Source organism: Clostridium sp. DL1XJH146 (genome assembly GCF_054819755.1).
The window spans coordinates 21,155-41,364 of sequence record NZ_JBTVVN010000024.1 but is presented as its reverse complement, the minus strand read 5'-3'; the positions used below and the strand labels follow the sequence as shown (position 1 = coordinate 41,364).

Sequence of the window (20,210 nt, the reverse complement as noted above, 5' to 3'; positions counted from 1 at the left end):
ACTTTTAATTGGTTTTACTTTTCATTCCAATTTTTAACTTCAGTACGTAGCCATTCTGCCCACTCATCAATTCCTTCACCAGTTCTTGCTGATATTGGAATAACCTTAATGTTTGGATTTAGTTTTTTAACACGTTCTTTCACTGCTTCTATATCAAAATCAAAATAATCAATTGCATCTATTTTGTTAATTAATAAACAATCAACGATAGAAAACATTAAAGGGTATTTTAAAGGCTTGTCGTCTCCCTCTGGAACGCTTAAAATCATAGCACTTTTAGATGCTCCTGTATCAAATTCTGCTGGACAAACCAAATTACCTACATTCTCTAATATTGCAAAATCTATTCCTTCTATTCCCATTCCAGCTAAACCTTGTTTGGTCATATCTGCATCAAGATGACACATACCACCAGTGTGTAATTGTATTACTTTTGCACCTGAAGTAGAAATTGTGTGTGCGTCCACATCTGAGTCAATGTCTGCTTCCATAACCCCTATTTTCATTTCATCTTTTAAAGCTTCAATCGTTTTCATAAGTGTTGTTGTTTTACCAGATCCTGGTGATGACATTAAATTCAATAAAAAAGTTTTTTCTTTTTTCAATTCTTTTCTAAGTAAATCTGCTTGTCTATCATTATCTTCAAATACACTTTGCTTAATTTCTAAAATTTTATACTTATCCATAATATTTCCCCCCTAATTTCAATATATTTTACCTTTTAATACCACTTAGCCAACAATAAAACAATGTAGTGAAAATAATTATATCATAGATTTAATTACTATAAAACATAATAATTGCTATATTCCAAAAAAAATGACTTCTGTTCATTCCAGAAATCATTTTTTTATAAATTTGCTATTTCTTTATTTGATTAAATTTAAAATATTCTTATTTTTCTCTTGAATACATTGCACCAATTACCATAACAACTGCAAAAACAATTAAATATGCAACAACTGCCATTCCGTGAGAAAAAACAGCAGCAATAATCATAAATATACATCCTAAAAGTGCAACAATAGGCATAATATATCTGTTAAATACACTAAAGTTTTTTTCTTTCTTTATTATCATCAAGAAAATAGGAATATATAATGCATAAATAGTTACTATAGGTAGTTCTGATGAGTCAAAACAGAAAAATCCAAACCAAGGAGCTGTTAAATTAGCACCATAAAAGAATAATAACCATATACCACAAAGTAACAGTCCAAAAACAGCTGAGTTTGTTGGCATATTTGTTTCATTATCAATTTGACCAAACACTTTTGGTTTAGGTCCAAAACCTCTTGCAGAAATTGAATATAACCCACGGGTGCATCCTAGCATAAGTCCATTTAAAGTACCTAAACAAGATATTATAACAAATACAAATATTAAGGAACCACCTACACTTGAAAAAATAGTTTGAAAAGCTAATTTAGCTCCTGCCTCTCCACCTTCCATCATAACTTCATTCGTTACAGTTCCAGCTAGTCCAACATAATAAAGAATGTAAACAAGCATTATTATAAATGTTCCACCTACAAGAGCTAATGGAAGATTTTTTTTTGCATCTTTTAATTCTGCGTTGATACTTGTAGCAATAATCCAACCTTCATAAGCAAAAGCTGTAGCAACAACAGCTGTAAACAATGCATTAGCAGTACTTACTTCAGTTACTACTGTAGTAAAGTTTTGCACTGTCATACCTGTACTAATACCAAAGATTGTACCAACTATAGCCATTAAAAATAGTGGAATTAATTTTATAACAGTTGTACTAACTTGAAATTTACCTGCTAAAACTGGTGATAAAGCATTTAAAGCATAACTACTTATCAAATACAAACATGCAATAGTCATACATTCTCCACCCGTAATAGAAAATCCAAATAATACACAAGTATATCTAGCAGAAACCCACGCTAATACAGCTGTCAATGTTGGGTAATAAATCATAGCCATAAACCAGCCAACATAATATCCGTATTTAGGTCCCATTGCAGCTTCTGCATAATCTACTATACCATTTACTTTTTCATACTTAGTAGCCATTACAGCAAAGGTATAAGCACAAGCAATCATAATTATTCCACCTATAACCCAAGCTAAAATTCCAAGTGAAAGATTTCCACCTGTAGCAGTTAATACTTTTTCTGCTTTAAAAAACACCCCACTGCCTATTACAATACCAACAACCATTGCTATTGCAGTAATAAGTCCAAACTTCTTCTCCAATTTGTTTTCCATGATATACCGCCCCCATTATAATATGTTTAATAAAATCTAATTAATTTTAATACTTTTTACATAATTATGCAAGCCCTGAGTACTTTTTAGCATTCTCAAATTTCACATATATCATTTTATCGTAATAATAGGTAATTGAGGTGGATTATATATACGTGGTACTCTTGTTGATTCTCTAGCTAGTCCACGACTAACTATTAATGTTTGATTGTCAAAATTAGAAGCATCGAAACTCCAAGAGTTATTATAATCGGTATATTGTATTTTTTCTTTGTCCTCATTTCTAATTGCACACTATAACCTCCATTTTATATACTGTTATTTGTGAAAAAGAAATGTAAAACTCATATTCCATTCCTTTTTCAGCGAACAGAATTTTTTCATCATCTACTATCTAATAGTTTTACTGAATAACACAATATTAATTGACAAAAAAAATAGTAGTTATTATAATAGTCACTATAAACTTTAGTGGTTTTAGTAATTATTGTAGTAACTACTAACAAACGGATAGGAGATATAAATGAATATTACAAATGTTGAGTCTAGAAACCTTAGTTTTAAGGACGGTATTAAAAGTGGACTACCTATTTTCCTTGGTTATTTTCCAATTGCTATGGCTTTTGGTATACTCTCTAAGACAACAGGTCTTACGCTTTATGAAACCTTATCTTTTTCTTTGATAGTTTTTGCAGGTGCTAGTCAATTTATTGCTGTTAGTATGATTGCAATGGGTGCAACGGGCATAGAAATTATAATTACAACTTTATTTTTAAACTTTAGGCATTTTTTAATGAGTGCTTCAATAGCCCCTAAATTGAATATAAAATCTACTATTATGAAACCTATTATTAGCTTTTTTGTAACAGATGAATCCTTTTCAGTAGCCTCTTTTGCTGAAGGTCAAATAACCGAAATGTACATGGTATCTATGCAGTTGATATCCTATTTGGGTTGGGGTATAGGTACCGGTGTTGGCTTTATACTTGGAAGTATAATGCCTCCTTTATTACAACAAAGTATGGGAATAGGTCTATATGCTTTATTTGTTGCTTTACTAGTACCTGAAATGAAGAAAACTAACAAGGCCATTGTTTTAGCATTAATAGCTGGAGTTGTAAATACCTTATTTGCAACTGTACTAGGATTAAAACAGGGATGGGGTATTGTCCTTACTATTATTCTAGTTTCTGCATTTGGTGTATTAATTTATTATAATGAGCCTTCTCTAATTATAGAAAAAGATGTGGAGGAATTAGATTATGAATAGTGTTATGATAATTGTAATTGGTATGACGATAGTTACCTTTATTCCAAGAGTAATCCCTTTTTTCATATTATCAGATAAGGAGTTACCTAAAAAACTAAAAATGTTTTTAGAATATGTACCTTACACAGCACTTGGTGCTTTAATTATTCCAGGAGCTATTACTGCCGTACCGAGGGCTCCCGAGGCTTCTATTGTTGGACTCACATTCGCAGTTTTATATAGTTATTTTAAAGGTGGTATTATAGTTTCTGTTGTAGGTTCAATTGGAATTGTATATATGGTGTTATTTATATTCGCATAGTTTGCATAGATTGGAGAATAAAAAATGGACAAAATAATTAACCAAATGAAAAGTTTAGGTTTAACAGAATATGAAGTCAAAGCTTATCTGGCTTTATTACAAAATCATCCTTCTAATGGTTATGCTCTAAGTAAAGTTTCAGGCATACCTAGGTCAAGAGTATATGAAGTGTTAGATGGCTTAAAGAAAAAACAAATAGTTTTTGAACAAAGCGACGGCAAAAATAATACTTATACACCTTTAGAACCTTCCCTTCTAATGGGAAAAATAAAATCTGATTTTGAATCGGTTATAGAATCTATAGATAATTATACAAATAGCCTTTATAATAATGAACAATTGAACTTAGAACCTAAAATACTTAGCGGGCGAGATGAAATATTAAAAATGGTTCAAGTTTTAATAAAAGAAGCAAAAAATCGTATTGCCCTTTCTATATGGGATGAAGAATTAGTCCCTATCAATGATGAATTAGAAAAAGCTAAGCAAAAAGGCATATTACTTCGTGGGGTTTATTTTGGAAAAAACAATCCCTTTAAAGAATTGATAAGTCATAGAAGAATAGATCGCTATTTGGCTGAATGTAAAGAACGGTATATTATAGTGATCATTGATGATAAACATGTATTATCAGGAATAATATCACGAAATGAAGATGCGAAGATAACCTGGTCTACCGATCCTGGTATTTTACAAATTAGTGATGATTCTATTGCCCATGATGTAATGATTAACACCTATTACACAATTCTTAAAGGTAAAGAAAGAACTCTATACGAAAAAACTTTTGATGAAATTCGAAAAAAATACTACGGATTTAGTGATGAAGAATTTGAGCTATTTCCATTGCCCAAAGAGGAATAACAACAAAAATCTTCAAAGTCTGCTGATATCAGAATGATACTTGGAAATTTATTGTTCAACACAAAAATAAAACCACACTACAACCAGTGTGGTTTTAACGCTTAAACTTATTTCAAGGGGGGAATAAGTTAAATTTGTTTATCTATTAACTATATATTACTCCCCTTATGTGTCAATTTCGTGTTAAAAATGTTTTTTATTTAAAAATTTGTTTATCAAGAAACTGCTAGATATTTTAGTCTTCCAATATTCAAACTTCTAATAATCGCAAATAGTAATCCCGTAGTTAAACATACCGTTTTCTTTCCTTTTACCCTCAGTATTACTCAATATATCCTAACTTTTTATATTTATCTATAAGTTCTATATTATCAGTTATTTTTTTTACTTCTTGTGAACTAGAATCTAACTCATAACAAATAGATATCCAACCATTTGATAAATCATTATCGATATCATAATTATAGGTTACAAAATACAAATTTTCAGAAACTATTTCGCATTTCCAACCAATCCTTCTTTTAACTGAATTATCATTTTCTACTGCTAAGTTTACTTGTTCCTCAATATTTAAATCATCAATATACGCTGCTTTTACACTTTCAATGGCTTCTTCTTTTGGTAAAGACTCCTCTGTATCATCAAATATCCCTCTAACAAATACTGCTCCAATAATAAAAGCTATCAAAGCAAAAATTAATATTGCATAATGATAATCTATTTTATTTTTTATATTATTAAATTTATCTTTATTTATATTCTTTTTTACTTTATTTGGAGTTACTTGTTTCTTTCTTGTTTCTTTATTTGACGTTACAGGCTTGTCTTTTGTTTCTTTATTACTATACAAAGTGTTCTTTCTTTGTTTATTATTAACTTCGTTGAAATTCTTTGTTATTCCATGTTTCAAATTATATTTTTCCCTTAATTTTGGGTCGCTAAGGGTATCATATGCATTCTTAATCTTTATAAATAAACGATTTGCATCAACTTCTTTATTTATATCAGGATGATATTTTTTCACTAATTTTAGATAAGCTTTACGTATTTCTTGTTCTGTAGCTTTTTCACTAACTCCTAATAATTCATAATGGTTCATTATTACTCCTCCAAAAATTTTAAACTTTCGTTAATGCTTTAACGTAAAAACACATTTCATATTTATTCATATCAAAACACCCTGTCTACATTCTATATTATTTCTGCTTATTTATAAAGTAATTTTAGTATATTGGTAAAATTTTGGCGTATTTTGTTCAAGTCACCATTCACTAGATTCAAGAAATCCGAAATCCTTCTTTTCAAATGTGTTATAATTAATTAAACATATATTAGATTAATAAAAAAGGAGAATAATTATGCTTGAATTCAGATTTGATACACAGTTATTGATTGAAGGAAAAAATCTTTCAGAAGATGATATAAACGAGTATATTACAAAAAACATAGAAGGTGATTGCTTACTTGCCGTTGGTGATGAAGAATTGATTAAAATTCATTTCCATACAAATACTCCATGGAAAGTTCTAGAATATTGTGCTTCATTAGGTGATATTCACGATATTGTTGTAGAAAATATGGATAGACAGACTAGTGGACTTCACGGGTAAACTACTTCAATATAAATATATTATAACCTTTATTTTTGAAAAAAGGATTTTATAGCTAAGCTATAAAATCCTTTTAACATGCTGTAGCAGATGAACTTTATCTTTAAATAAAGAGTTTTCTTACTATGCACGAATTATTTCTGTTTTATATCCATCAGGATCGGTTATAAAATAAATTTTTGGAGGTGTCCCAGGCAATCCTTTTAAATCTGTTACTTTATAACCCAGTTCCTTATGAATTTTATGAGATTCTTCCAAATCATCTACTAAAACTGCAAAATGACTAAATCCATCTCCAATCTCATAAGGCGTTTGTTGATTATAGTTGTATGTAAGTTCAATTTCAAAATTTCTTTCTTCATCACTTAGAAAAACTAAAGTGAATTTATGTTCCGGGAAATCTTTTCTTCTTAATTCCTTAAAACCTAGAGCCTTATCATAAAAATCAAGTGACTTTTCTAAGTCCATTACTCTTATACACCCATGTACTAAACTATATTTCATACTATCCCTCTTTCCTTTATACTGTTAATAGTTTTGCATCATTTTTAAGCAATTCTGTTAATGGCATTCCCCATGCTTTAAGCTCAAATCCTAATTCATCTATCTGACGTACAACCCCAAGTTTCGTTGCACAAGCTATGCAGAAACTTACTTCAATACCTTTTGATTGTAAATCTAATAATTTTTCTTGTATTTCCTCATCTTCAGCAACTAGCTTTGCTGTTGCTCCCCAAACTACAATTTTAACTCTATCCCACCAGCCACGAACCTTTGCGTTTTCAGCGTACATAAACACCATCATTTCCGCAGTCACTGGATCTGCATTGGTCCAAAGAATTACTAAACTATTATCCATTTTATCATTTCTCCTTTATCAAACATTATATTTTTTCATTACTTTTTTATTGTCCTTCTTATTAATTCTTATATACTTCTTACTTTAGACTTTCAATTATATTAACAAATGAATCAACAGGTTGGGCCCCATAAGCGGCCTCTTTTCCATCAAATAGAAAATATGGCACTCCATCGATTTTACGAGTATAAGCATTAGACTCATCTTTTCTTACTTCCTCTACAAACTCTGAAGATTCTAAAACACTTAATGCCTTTTCTCTATCTAACCCTACCTCTACTGCAATAGAAGCTAGAACATCAAAATCTGATATATTCAATGATTCAATAAAATAACTTCTCATAACAGCTTCAGTATATTCCCATGATTTACCTTCAGCTTTTGCATAATGTGACAAACGATGAGCATCAAAAGTATTAGTACGCTTTAAATCATCATAGTTATAATCCAGACCTATTTGCTTTGCCGCTCTTATATTCTTATTATTAAACTGAGTTGCCTGTTCAATACTAATTCCATATTTTTTAGCCATCAGTTCATTTATATTTTCATCATACCTCTTTTTTGCATTAGGGTCTAACTCGAAAGAATTAAATACTAACTCTACTTCTTCCTTCATACCAGTCTGCTCAAGAGCTAACTCAAGTTTTCTTTCACCAATATAACAGAAAGGACATACATAATCTGACCAAATTTCTATTTTCATATTTTCTCCCTTCTTATCCTTTGCTTTTTTCAAATCCTGAAACAAATATTATCGCATCATATATTTATCAACAGAGTATTATATCTAGATAATACATCAATACTTTATAGTTGTCAGCAATTTTTCAACTTTTACTATTTAATTTTTCCTAGTGTTTTTTTAATACTGAGAATATTTGTATTTATCTCAATGAATTCTAATACACAACTCCTTTAATACACTTATACTATACATTATCTTAATATAATATAAAATAGAACTGCGTAAAAGCAAGCTTTTTCGCAGTTCTTGTCATATCTTTATAAAGTTTGCAACTCTATAGTATCCTAAAGATTTTCTACAAATATTTTTAATCTACGCATTCCCTCAATTATCTTTTCTTCAGAAGTTACATAAGATAATCTGATATATCCACTGCCTTCTTTACCAAAGCCATCACCAGGTACTACTGCAACTTTTGCTTCCTTTATTAATCTCATTGCAAATTCTTCAGAAGATAGTCCTGTTTTTGTAATATTTACAAACAAATAAAATGCACCCTTTGGTTTTAAACAAGATAAGCCATCTATTTTTGAAATTTCATCTATTAACAAATCTCTTCTACTTTTGAATGTTGATATCATAATTTTCAAGTCATCTTGTGGACCAGTGAGTGCTTCAATTGCTGCAAATTGACTAGGTGTATTAATACAAGCCGTATTTCCTTCTTGTACCTTCAACATTAAGTCAACAATTTTAGCTGGTGCTGCTGCAAAACCTATCCTCCAACCTGTCATAGCGTAAGACTTAGAAAAACTATCTATTATTATAGTTCTTTCTTTCATTCCCTCAAAAGAAGCAATACTTACAAATTCGTCCTCTTCATCATATAGATAATCTTGATAAACTTCATCAGCTATTACATACAAATCATTTTCTTTTACAATTTCAGCAAGTTCTTCTAATTGCCCTTTATTCATTACACTTCCAAGAGGATTTGATGGAGAATTTAATAAAATAGCTTTTGTTTTATCAGTTATTGCTGCTTTTACTTTATCCATATTAAAAATGAAATCATCCTCTTCACACAATTCTACAAATTTTGGAACTGCATCTGCCAAAACGACTTGTCCTAAATAGCTTGGATAATATGGTGATCCAATTATAATTTCATCTCCTGGATTCATAAGTACCATCATTGCAAAAAATAAAGCTTGAGATCCACCATTTGTTATAATTACTTCAGTTTCAGGATCATAGTCTACCTTTTTCTTCTCACTCACCATTTCTGCAATAACTTTTCTTAATGGTAATATACCTTTATTAGTAGTATATTTTGTACCACCATTTTTCATAGCCTTATAGGCAGCTTCTATAATACGATCAGGTGTATTAAAATCAGGCTCCCCAACAGTAAACTCAATTAAATCATTAACACCTATACACATATCAAATACTTTTCTTATTGCAGATTTAGGTATAGTTTGTACTTTTTTAGATAATTCTTTCATATATCCTCCTTTTACAGCTATATTTTTTTATTAATTAGCACTTTTTTTATTAATTATCATTTTTTTATTTTCCATTGTTTTATTTTATTTTCAATATTTTAATATCAGTATTATAATATCAGTACATTATTAATATGTCAAACTTATCTATTGTATTTTATTAATTAATCAATTCAACACTCATTATATTGATATATATTTAAAGGACATTAGATAATATTAGAACTATACTACTTCACATTCGATGAATTTCTTTTTTTTTTACACTTAGGAACTTTTGTGATATAACTATATAATAAAATAAAACAATATCGTTAAGAGGAGATAAAAATGAAAATATTGGTCTTAGGACACAGAGAAGAAGAAACACATATATTTAAAAAGCTCATTCAGACTTTCAAATATGAAATTTCCTACACTACGGATTTTTTAAATATATCTAATGTAGAAATCACAAAAGGTTATGATGCAATCTTTATAACAGTAAGCAGTGTAATTACAGAAGAAGTTGCAAAATCTTTATCTGAGCTTGGCGTCAAATATATTCTTAATAAGCTTGCTGGAACAGATCATTTAGATTTAGATGCAATTCATAAATATAATTTAAAAGTTGCTTATGTTCCTTATTATTCACCTAATGCTGTTTCAGAACATACTGTAATGTTAATTATATCTGCGTTAAGGAAGCTTAAATCACAATTACACAGAATAAATCATCATAATTTTAATATTAAGGGGTTACAAGGACGAGAACTTCGCAATATGACAGTTGGAGTCATTGGAACTGGAAGGATAGGATGTGCAACAGTAAAAAACCTAAGTGGATTTGGTTGCCAAATCCTTGTAAGTAGCCATTCTAAAAAAAAGGAAATAAAGTCCATTGCCACCTATGTTCCTTTAAAAGAACTTTTAGTAAAAAGTGATATCATTGTATTTCATTGCCCTTTAACAGATGATACGTACCACATTATCAATGAAGAAACAATTAAAACATTAAAGAATGGTGTATGTCTAATCAATACTTCACGCGGAGGATTATTGGATACTAAAGCAGTAATGAATGCTTTACAGACTGGAAAAATAAGTGCAGTTGCAGTAGATGTATATGAAGAAGAAAACAAAATTTTACGAAAAGACATGTCTAGAAGAGAATTAGAAGATAAGATTTTTGAAGAATTCATTGCCATGGAAAATGTAATTTACACCACACATACAGCATTTTATACAGATGAAGCAGTTTCTAACATGATAGAAACAACCTTCGAAAATTTACATGAATATGAAATAAGTGGCTGCTGTAAAAATGAAGTCCCATCTTCTTGAAATTTTTTACATTTCATTATCCAGAATATCTTTTATATATACATATGTCTTTTAAGATTGATTTAAGGTTAATGCTTTATTATTTAAACATGGCAACATCCAAATATTAAATACTGACTTATAAAAATAAATATTAAAACTTATCAATCATTAAAGGAGAGAATACTTATGAAAATGAAAAAATTAAAAGGGCTTATATTAACTATGGTACTAATCGCATCTCTTGCAGGATGCTCAACAGCACAAAATAGCAACAGTAGTAATTCAACTACTAATGAAACAACAGAAATTGTATCTACCGAAACTTCAACAAGTGCTGATAATTCAGACAACAATTCAACAACTATTATTTCATCCGTTGAAGGTTCAATTCTAGATACTTCAGAATTATTTACTAGTAGAGATTTAGAACAGACTGCTGACCTTACAGATGCAGTATACATACAATTGGAAAGTGGAGAAGATGTTGCTATCGCTGAAGAAGGTGTCTATGTTCTAAGTGGTGATGTAACTGATGTTACTGTTCTAGTTGAAGCTGCTGATGATGCAAAAGTTCAAATAGTATTAGATGGGGTAAATATAACCAATGAAGATTCGCCAGCAATTTACGTAAAAGAAGCTGATAAAGTATTTATTACTTCTACTGATAGCGATAACTATATGGAAGTTTATGGTGATTTTGTAGAAGATGGTGATAATAATCTTGATTCAGTTATTTTTTCTAAAACAGATTTAGTATTAAATGGAACTGGTTCCTTAGAAATTGTTTCTACTAAAGAAAATGGAATAACATCAAAAGATGATCTTAAAATTACTGGAGGTATATATACTATCACATCATCTTCTAATGCTATAGAAGCAAATGATTCTATTCGAATATACGATGGAGACATTACAATTGTTACAGATAACGATGGAATTCATAGCGAAAATGACGACGATGCTGATTTAGGATATATTTATATTCAAAATGTTACATTAAACATAAATGCTGGTGATGATGCAATCCATGCCAATAGCATAGTTCAAATCGATGGTGGTACTATTAATATTGAAACTAGTTCAGAGGGTATTGAAGGAACCTATATCCAAATAAATGGTGGCGAAATATACATTTATGCTACAGATGATGGAATAAATGCTACATCTACAAGTAATTATGACGTTATTATTGAAGTAAATGATGGTACAATTAATGTAGTTGTGGGCAGTGGTGATACAGATGCATTTGATGCAAACGGTGATATATATATTAATGGAGGAACAATCACTGTAGAAGCCACTTCATCCTTCGATGCAGATGGTACTGCTGTACTAAATGGTGGAGATGTTACTGTTAATGGCGAAACAATAACAGAAATCGTCCAAACTCAAATGGGTAAAGGAAAAGGCAAGTAAATTAGTTTGATGAAGAGCATAATTCTAATCTATAGAATTATGCTCTTGTTTATTATTGCACTTATTATTTAACTTATTACTATAATTCATCAGAAACTTATGTTCATAAAATAATCTAATCATTTTATTAATAAATATATCCTAAATAATTTAAATTACCTTGTAATCTGAAATGAAATCAAAATCCAATACCTCCTTAATTTATTTTTCTCAGTTAATATTTTAACCATAAAAAATTATATGTACATACTATACACTTAAAGAATATTATGGTAATGGAATAATATTTCAGGAGGAACTAGTGAACAATTTTAGAGATGAGAGTAAAGATAAGTTGGATAATATATGCATAGTTTATCCAAAAGAAGTAGAAGATTATATTAATAGAATGAAGAGTCTTAGGAAGCCTAATCCAAAAACAAAACCTAATAATGAAAAATCTGGACCACCAAAATCGCCACCACCAAATATGACACCTCAATCACCTAAAGGTCCAGATACTGGTCTCAAAGCAGTAGACCCAGGTGCTATAAGACCTTGCTTATATAGGCTTTCCTATATTTGGCCAAAGAAAGGTAAACCTTTCTGGGCATACCTTGTGTATGCTGGAAGGAAATCTGTATCTAGATGGAAATATTACAACGGCAGATGGATTTATTTTGGTATGGATTTAAAGAACATTGAGTCCTTTATTTGTTATTAACGGAAATTACTAAATGAACACGTGCCTATTATTTAGTAAATAATAGGCACGTTAAGTTTTTATAAGTTAAGTTTTTATAAGTTAACTAATTTATTTTTCTGATTTTCAGTCAATTCTATTTCTGGTGAATTTGATAAATCAGTATTTCTATTTTCTACAATTAATACGGAAGCATCTTTGCTTAATGTATGGCTATGCCACGTACTTTTTTTTACATTATACAATTTCAAAGGCTCCAAATCCACTTTAAATATATTGTCTATTTCCTCTTTACCTTCACCGATAAATAAACTAAATTTACCACTTAAAAGAACAAAAACTTCATCACTCTCATCATGTTTTTGAAATTTCGATATATTATGCGGAAGAAGTTCATCACAATAATTCAAAATAGCTACTCTCCACTTATCATAATCTATAACAGGTGAGTATCCTTCTTCTTTGTACTCTCTTATTTCAATTAGTTTTTCATTCAAAATAATATCCCCCTAACTATGATAATTCAACATAGATATTTATCGTATCTTTAGTATCTAATTTTTCTAGAATATCTTTTGAAATTACTGCTTTATCGCCTTCTTCAGTAGAAATATTTTCATCATAAATTTCTACTTTAGTGATTTTGTAATCTCCATACTCTTTTGAATTTATATTCTTGTAGCATACCTCAATATTTTTTCCTCTAAACATTGAAGAAACCTTTGCTTCTCCATTTTCGTCAAACTGATTCTTTAGAAGCTTCGGCTGTATTACTAAATCACCCATTTCACCTTTTATTCCATATACTTCATTTACCACAGTCAATAAAAGCCAACTAGCTGAACCAGTTAGATAGTTATACATTCCTCTTCCTTTTTCATTTATATACTCAGGAATTCCAGGATATATTCTTGACTTTTTAAAGTCATTACAATGAGTGTATATTGAATTTATAACTTCATAGCCTTCTTTAGCAAAACCTCTTTTATACAGAGCATTTCCGTACATTACCGCCATATGACTAAACATGGCTCCATTTTCTTTATGTCCAAAAGCAAATCCAAATAATCTTCCCATATTAAGCTTAACTTCATTAAAATTAGTATTTAATCTATAGCCTCCAACATTACTATCTTTAAGGTATTTATCAGAAGCTTCTACTATTTTTTTAACTTGCTCATCTTTTGCTATTCCACCCATTATGGTAAACACTTGACTTGTCAGTATCATTCTAGTTCCAAGGTCATTATCTCCTTCAACCTTTTCACCATCATTGTCATAGTAGCCATTAAACCATTCATAGCCTTCTTTATTTACTACTAATTCATTTTTTCTAATATGTTCAATTATAGACTTACCTTTTTCAGCTAAATCCTTGGCTAAATCTTTAATAGCTATTTTTACTTTAACTCCAGATACATCTTTTTTAGTTTCTGCATAATATTTATTTAATAAATCCTTCTTAGCTTTTACATCTGCATAATTTATCTTTCCTGATACACTATCTAACAATGTAACTATTTCCTCTGCTAGGTCTACAGATGTGATATTTTTTAATTCTTTTAATTTTAAAATTATTTTTGATAATTCTATTAAGTTACTTCCATATAGAGCTGTAAATGCAACACTTTCACCTTTAGAACTAGCCATATCAAGTCCATCATTCCAATCAGCACTTTCAAGCTTAATATTGTTATGATCTCCAACGTTAAAGAAAGAAGATAAATTTTGAAGTAATATATGCTCTAGAATAGTTCCTTTGTATATATTTCCATTAGCAGCTCTTAATCTATTGCCTAGACTTGCATCAAAGGTTTCATCAATTTCTAAACATCTAGATACTTTTCCATCTTTAAAATAATCTTGCTCTTCTAATAAGAAATCCAAATCACCACTCTGATCTAAATATAGCTTTGTAGTTAAAAATGGCCAAGCACCATGATCCATCCAAACCCTTGGAATATTATTTCTATCTGCTAAAAATTCTCCTGGTTTTGACCCTATTATTGTTGCATTTGTTCCGTCTATTCTAACACCAGAATAATTATTTAATAATAACTCTCTTACATTATTAGGTTCCATAATAAGAAGAGCTAATAAATCTTGCCAAAGGTCTCTCCATCCTCTTCCCCCTCTTCCATAATCATGATGAGGTAAAAATGAGCATCCATATATTCTTCTTAAAATAGGTTGAATTGTGACCCATTTCATCCAATTATCATAGTTACCATCCCCTGATTGGAAAGATAACGTAGATAATTTATTTGTCCAATATTCTTTATTTTTATCTAATTCTTTATTAAATTTTTCTAAGGTTAAATACTTCTCTTTTACATCAAAACCTATTTCGTTTTCGAGGCCAAAAGCAAGTAAATAACTCTTTTCTTCACCTTTTTTAATATCAATATTGTTAAATTTTATTGCACCTATAGCTTCATATCCATCTACAGTTTGACCTTTCTCCTTAAATGGTAAGTTTTTCACTATAGCTTCTGGCCATTCAAGATTACCACTCTCACCAATATACTCTTCCATATCTGCTAAAAACCCTACTGGTGCCCTTCCATTATCTTCAGCACCCAAAACATAATAGGTAACATCATTTTTTTTATGGCCTCTTTCGTCAAAAGACAAAGTAGGTTTAACTAAAACTCCATATTCTGTAGTTTCTGCTCTATTTAAAAGAGATGTTACATGCCTATGATCTCTAAGATTGTCCGCAGATCTAGCATATATAGGAATAGCAGCTATAGGGTCTAAATTAATAGTTTCATCACTTGTATTCGTTATAGAAACTCTCATAAGTTGTACTTTATCATTTTCTACTGGTACGAAATTGGTTATTTCTGCTTTAAGTCCAATTTTCTTATTTTTTCTTATTATTTTATGATATAAAAATCCAGCTTGTAGCTTAACTTCTTCTTCTCTATCTTCTTTCATTCTATCTTCTATTTGTCTTGGAGAATTACCTGCCAAAGACCATGGCGCTTTATCAGAAAAGTAAGCCCAAAAATTCATAGCTGACCTTGTATTATTTAAGTCTAAAGAACTAACTGGAGCAGTCAAATAATTATTTTGTCCAGATTTAATGTCTCCGTGAAGTGTTGGTGTTATAGCTGACATAATTCCAGCTTCATTTGCTAAAGGGAAATAGAGAAAATTTGAACAATCCGGATCGTCCATAGAAAAATCTCCATTATCATTATTAAATATCCAACCTATATCTCTCTTTGTCATTTCGTAGACCTCCATTTATTTATTTAATTCACCACAAGAATCTCTCTTAATCAATTCTACTGGTATTATTTTTTTAACTCTATGCTTTGTTTTTTCATCAATCTGTTTTACTAAAATATCCACCGCGGATTTCCCTATTTTATCTAAATTTTGTCTAATAGTCGTTAATTTCGGTGTTAAATACTTACACATTTCTATATCATCAAAACCAATAATAGAAATATCCTCTGGAACACTAAGTCCTGCTTCTTTTATAGCATCTATTGCCCCAAAAGCAATTATATCCGATGCAGCAAACACAGCCGTTGGTCTATTTTCAAGAGCTAATAATTTTTTCATTGCATTATAGCCACTGTCAATATCAAAATTCATTCCCTCTGCTAGATATCCATCTAGTATAGGCAAGTTCAATTCCTTCATTACCGTTTTGTATGTCTCTTCCCTTATGCAACTTGGCCAATTATCTATTTCTCTTGCTCCCACAATATGGGCTATTTTTCTATGGCCTAAATCATATAAATAATTAATCGCAAGCCTACAACCTTGTTCATTATCTGATGTAACAGTTGATGTATTATCGTTAAACATATCAATAACAACAATAGGGAACACGCTCTCGACCATCTCTTTTGTTTCTATACTATTAGGGTCAGTACACAATATTGCTATTGCATCCACATGCATATATCTAAAATATTCTAAGTAAGTAGTATTATTTAATCTATCATTTTTTGTTCCAAATAGTAAAGCATACCCATATTTGTCTGCTTGTTTCTTAAATCCTTCTATTACACCTGAGAAAAAAGAATGATTAAATCCAATGCCAAGACTTTCAAAAAACACAACGCCTAATGTCCATGTTTTCTTTGTTGATAAATATTGTGCTTGAGAATTTGGCAAAAATTTTTCTTCTTTGAGAATTTTTTTAATTTTCTTTCTAGTTTTATCGCTGACATCAGGATAATTGTTTATTACTTTTGAAACTGTGGTTGAAGAAACACCTGCTTTCTTTGCTATTTCATAGATAGTACCCATAAATAATATCCCCCCTCCCTGTTTAAATAATTACAGCCTCTATTTTTAATATCTCACCATTTCTAATCATCTCTGCAACTTTACCTGTAATATCGCTGTTATTAATTTGGATTTTATTATTATTTACATCCGTTAATGTAACCTCTTCTACTATTCCTTTATTAGGACCAAATGTATCCTTATTATTCTTATTTATATAAGTAACTTCTATATTACCAAGTAATGTGGTAACTAAAATACCTTCTTTGAAGAAATCTTTTGATAATATTGGGTTAAGTTTAAATCTAAGAACTCCATCGTCAAAAGTAAATATATCACTACCAAACATCATCAATTTCCATATATTAATCATTTCAACAGTGGTTCCACTTAATCTTGCAATAAATCCTCTTCCATGATTTCTTTCATCAGGATTACTACTACTTGCTATAAATGATGAATTTTCAAGTATACTTCTTCCATAGACTTTTGGTTCCATAAATGGCGGCATAGCTTCTTTTAAATCCACGTAAAACTCTTCATATAAGCCATTTTTAAGCAATTCCAATAAATACTTGAATCCCATATGCATAAAAATTGATTCTCTTTCAAGCCAACCTGGTGTAAAACTTTTTGCTCTACCAATCTCATAAGATGCTTTTTCTAAAGACTCTGACGTTTTATACATCTTTAATTTTTTATCAAATATATCACTATTTTTAACAAAATTATAATGCAGCCTTTTTTCTTCATCATCAACATTTGTCTTGAAATATCGTGCATATCCTTCTAAGAATAGTGGAAGAAAATTAACTTCAACGTCTAAAGGTTTTATCTCTTCTTCATCAATTGAATATTCTGTTATGTTATAATACATAAACGTTGGAATATTATTGTTATTCAAACTTTTTATCTCTTCTATACCTAAATCAATTTTATCAATCATTTTATTAATAAGACTTTCAAAACTATTCTTTTCGATAACTGAATTAATGCCGCTTACAGTATAATTAGTCTGCTCTCTAAAATTTTCTCTAATAGTAGATACCTTATCCCAATATTGTAATCCATTTATTTTTTCACTCAATTTCTCTGATAAAACACTTTCCACTCTATTCATCGCTATATAAAATTCTTCAGGCACTTTTACTGGATTATTTAAAACATTAATATGTTCTTTAATAAAGATAAGAAGTCTTTTTAACTCAGCAGTTTCTGCAAAACTAGAACCAATAAGTCCTGGAAGTCCATTCATAGCATCGTTCCAACCTGGTTTTCCAGCTTCCATTTCAATTCCAAAGCCCTTCATGTCTAGGCTCATAAATTTAATCCCAGCAAGCATAAATAGTTTAGTAAATAAATTAGTTTTATATATATTTCCATTGCTATCAGAAAGCCACTGATTTAAGTCATTTTCTTTTTTCTTTAAGGTTACATATTGTCTAATCTTTCCTTCATCTACTACATATTTTTCTTTTCTTGGTAGTACATATTCTGGTGAATTATAAAATTTATAGTTTTCATCTTTGATTAATAAGTCTTCTTCTTTATCCGGATAAACATTTAAAAATTCTTCAATCAAATCAAGATTGTATGTCCAATGATCTACCCAAAAACCTTCTGCGAAATCAGCTTCTGTATCTTCGCTTGCTAAAGTTACAATTGTATTTAACAATTCATTAGTTCTTTCTTTGTCCTCACCTTTTATGACCCCATAAAGTTCACCAAGAGTAAATTTATCATCCAACATTATTTCTAAAGTATCTCTTTCATCTTTATTTACTAACTTTAATATATCATTTTTTACATTTTCATCTAAATAAAACTTTTTCCCTTTAATAACTAAAGGATTGTAACCATCCATTTGAATTAATTCACTAAATAACTTTATGTTTTCCATTCCAGTAAATGGATGAATGAATATATCCATTCTTCTATTTTGATTTACATCTCTAAAGTTACCATTTCCTTGTGAATAATAATTCGGTTCTAAACTAAAGAAATTATAATCTCTTTCTAAATCTCCGTGCTTTCTTGAATATACATAGTATACCTTATCACCTACTTGCATAGGATATCCGCCTCTTAAAACATTATCAATATAACACTGTTTTATATATTTATCGAATAACGTATATGAGGTTTCAGTATTTACATCCTTACTAATATCTTCTATAATCAAGTTGCTTTCATTTATTTTAGTGTTAAAGTATTCTTCGCTACAAACTCTTTCAAGTGATTTACTAAAAACTTCATTATCTTTTACATATCCAATATAACTATATATTGAAGTACTAGCTTTAGCCCCTACTTCCTTTTCCTTTCCAGAAAAAGCACAAGGAACTTTATTATAAGATACACTGTCATTATCCGAAAGATTTTTAACATTGTTTTCTTTAAATTCAATAGGATTTCTTAGTGATGTATCATAACCAAATATATATTCAGGGTCAATTATAGGCTTCAATATATTAGTATTTTCATCAAAAGCTACATAAAAATAACTATTGTCTATCTTGTCTATTTTTGTAGTATCCCCTGTAGAAGCCCTTACTTGATATTTAACAGTTTTATCTTCTTTTATTTCAGCTTTTATCCAACTTCTTAGAGTATTTCCCACACTTTTATAGGCTTCATTTTCAACGCCATAAGGAATTATTGCAGATAATCCATCTAGTATCTCAATATTTATTTTACCTTTTGAATTATTGTAAACTTTAACTCTTCTTCCTAATGCTGAAAAGTCTTCCTTTGGAATTGTAAAATAAGTTATTTCTATTTCTAAATCTAGATCATTATTTATTTCTACTAATCTTAATTCATTATTTTTAATTTTCATTATTCTTTCTATATTTGTTTCTTCATTTACAGAAAAGGGCTCAAAAACAAATTTTTTTTTGTCCTTTATAACTTTTAAAAATGTTCTAAATCCATTAGTATGCACCATTTTGTAAGCTTCATTAGCTGGGAAAAACTCCATAATGCAATTATTTTTATTTTCTATTCCAAAACTGCTTATTCCTTGACCTCTATTTACATAGAATGACCACATAGGTATTCCTTCTACTCCTGCAATTCCTGCTAAAAAGCTAGCAAAAGGTTGTTTTTTATCATAATTTTCTATAACATAAAAGCCTTGCTCATCTATATAATCAACTTTTTCTATATTTTTATTATCCATTCTACACCTCATAAAGTATTTATAATTTTATTAGTAC

Annotated in this window: 18 protein-coding genes; 7 read left to right on the top strand and 11 right to left on the bottom strand. The window is 29.6% G+C overall.

The genetic code is table 11. The features are described 5' to 3' along the window. Positions 1 to 14: 14 nt before the first annotated feature. Both hypB and ACVHXK_RS12165 read right to left on the bottom strand, forming a co-directional pair. On the bottom strand, positions 15 to 686 hold the full coding sequence (gene hypB / locus ACVHXK_RS12170) for a hydrogenase nickel incorporation protein HypB (RefSeq protein WP_461206672.1): 672 nt from the start codon (positions 684 to 686) through the stop codon (positions 15 to 17). A 208-nt stretch (positions 687 to 894) separates the two neighbouring features. Further along, the gene (locus tag ACVHXK_RS12165; protein WP_461206671.1) at positions 895 to 2,238 is read right to left on the bottom strand and encodes an APC family permease; all 1,344 of its coding nucleotides are present in this window, start codon (positions 2,236 to 2,238) and stop codon (positions 895 to 897) included. Positions 2,239 to 2,761: 523 nt separating this feature from the next. On the opposite strand from ACVHXK_RS12165, the gene ACVHXK_RS12160 reads away from it, so the two are divergent. Genes ACVHXK_RS12160 through ACVHXK_RS12150 form a run of 3 tightly spaced genes read left to right on the top strand, consistent with a single transcriptional unit; the run spans position 2,762 to position 4,673 of the window. Continuing rightward, positions 2,762 to 3,508, top strand: a complete 747-nt coding sequence (locus ACVHXK_RS12160; protein WP_461206670.1) for an AzlC family ABC transporter permease — start codon at positions 2,762 to 2,764, stop codon at positions 3,506 to 3,508. Then, a complete protein-coding gene (locus tag ACVHXK_RS12155; protein ID WP_461206669.1) occupies positions 3,501 to 3,809 on the top strand; it encodes an AzlD domain-containing protein in 309 nt (102 codons plus the stop codon). Before ACVHXK_RS12160 ends, ACVHXK_RS12155 begins: the two co-directional genes overlap by 8 nt. 24 nt (positions 3,810 to 3,833) lie before the next feature. Further along, on the top strand, positions 3,834 to 4,673 hold the full coding sequence (locus ACVHXK_RS12150) for a TrmB family transcriptional regulator (RefSeq protein ID WP_461206668.1): 840 nt from the start codon (positions 3,834 to 3,836) through the stop codon (positions 4,671 to 4,673). Between the two features lie 322 nt (positions 4,674 to 4,995). Here the strand turns inward: ACVHXK_RS12150 and ACVHXK_RS12145 are convergent, their stop codons facing one another. Beyond that, the gene (locus tag ACVHXK_RS12145; protein ID WP_461206667.1) at positions 4,996 to 5,772 is read right to left on the bottom strand and encodes a J domain-containing protein; all 777 of its coding nucleotides are present in this window, start codon (positions 5,770 to 5,772) and stop codon (positions 4,996 to 4,998) included. 259 nt (positions 5,773 to 6,031) lie between these two features. Here ACVHXK_RS12145 and ACVHXK_RS12140 point away from each other — a divergent pair, with 259 nt between their 5' ends. Then, entirely contained in the window at positions 6,032 to 6,283 is a 252-nt protein-coding gene (locus ACVHXK_RS12140) for a kinase to dihydroxyacetone kinase (protein ID WP_461206666.1), read from the top strand. 123 nt (positions 6,284 to 6,406) lie between these two features. Here the strand turns inward: ACVHXK_RS12140 and gloA are convergent, their stop codons facing one another. The 4 genes from gloA to ACVHXK_RS12120 all read right to left on the bottom strand — a co-directional run bounded on the left by gloA (position 6,407) and on the right by ACVHXK_RS12120 (position 9,338). Further along, entirely contained in the window at positions 6,407 to 6,787 is a 381-nt protein-coding gene (gene gloA / locus ACVHXK_RS12135; protein ID WP_461206665.1) for a lactoylglutathione lyase, read from the bottom strand. Between the two features lie 16 nt (positions 6,788 to 6,803). Continuing rightward, on the bottom strand, positions 6,804 to 7,142 hold the full coding sequence (locus ACVHXK_RS12130; RefSeq protein ID WP_461206664.1) for a DsrE family protein: 339 nt from the start codon (positions 7,140 to 7,142) through the stop codon (positions 6,804 to 6,806). Positions 7,143 to 7,221: 79 nt separating this feature from the next. After that, complete coding sequence (locus ACVHXK_RS12125) at positions 7,222 to 7,848, bottom strand: DsbA family oxidoreductase (protein WP_461206663.1); 627 nt, start codon at positions 7,846 to 7,848, stop codon at positions 7,222 to 7,224. A gap of 326 nt (positions 7,849 to 8,174) precedes the next feature. Beyond that, entirely contained in the window at positions 8,175 to 9,338 is a 1,164-nt protein-coding gene (locus ACVHXK_RS12120) for a pyridoxal phosphate-dependent aminotransferase (protein WP_461206662.1), read from the bottom strand. A gap of 330 nt (positions 9,339 to 9,668) precedes the next feature. Between ACVHXK_RS12120 and ACVHXK_RS12115 the strand changes: the two genes are divergently transcribed. The 3 genes from ACVHXK_RS12115 (at position 9,669) to ACVHXK_RS12105 (ending at position 12,762) form a co-directional block, all read left to right on the top strand. Further along, positions 9,669 to 10,661, top strand: coding sequence for an NAD(P)-dependent oxidoreductase (locus tag ACVHXK_RS12115; protein ID WP_461206661.1), 993 nt, complete (start codon positions 9,669 to 9,671; stop codon positions 10,659 to 10,661). Positions 10,662 to 10,829: 168 nt separating this feature from the next. Beyond that, positions 10,830 to 12,059, top strand: coding sequence for a carbohydrate-binding domain-containing protein (locus tag ACVHXK_RS12110; RefSeq protein WP_461206660.1), 1,230 nt, complete (start codon positions 10,830 to 10,832; stop codon positions 12,057 to 12,059). Between the two features lie 301 nt (positions 12,060 to 12,360). Further along, entirely contained in the window at positions 12,361 to 12,762 is a 402-nt protein-coding gene (locus tag ACVHXK_RS12105) for a hypothetical protein (RefSeq protein WP_461206659.1), read from the top strand. Positions 12,763 to 12,836: 74 nt separating this feature from the next. Here the strand turns inward: ACVHXK_RS12105 and ACVHXK_RS12100 are convergent, their stop codons facing one another. The 4 genes from ACVHXK_RS12100 to ACVHXK_RS12085 are packed head-to-tail and all read right to left on the bottom strand — an operon-like array spanning position 12,837 to position 20,173. Then, positions 12,837 to 13,238, bottom strand: coding sequence for a cupin domain-containing protein (locus tag ACVHXK_RS12100; RefSeq protein WP_461206658.1), 402 nt, complete (start codon positions 13,236 to 13,238; stop codon positions 12,837 to 12,839). A gap of 16 nt (positions 13,239 to 13,254) precedes the next feature. Continuing rightward, positions 13,255 to 15,978, bottom strand: coding sequence for a GH36-type glycosyl hydrolase domain-containing protein (locus ACVHXK_RS12095; RefSeq protein WP_461206657.1), 2,724 nt, complete (start codon positions 15,976 to 15,978; stop codon positions 13,255 to 13,257). A 15-nt stretch (positions 15,979 to 15,993) separates the two neighbouring features. Further along, the gene (locus tag ACVHXK_RS12090; protein ID WP_461206656.1) at positions 15,994 to 17,013 is read right to left on the bottom strand and encodes a LacI family DNA-binding transcriptional regulator; all 1,020 of its coding nucleotides are present in this window, start codon (positions 17,011 to 17,013) and stop codon (positions 15,994 to 15,996) included. 22 nt (positions 17,014 to 17,035) lie between these two features. Then, entirely contained in the window at positions 17,036 to 20,173 is a 3,138-nt protein-coding gene (locus tag ACVHXK_RS12085) for a hypothetical protein (protein ID WP_461206655.1), read from the bottom strand. Between the last annotated feature and the right edge of the window lie 37 nt (positions 20,174 to 20,210).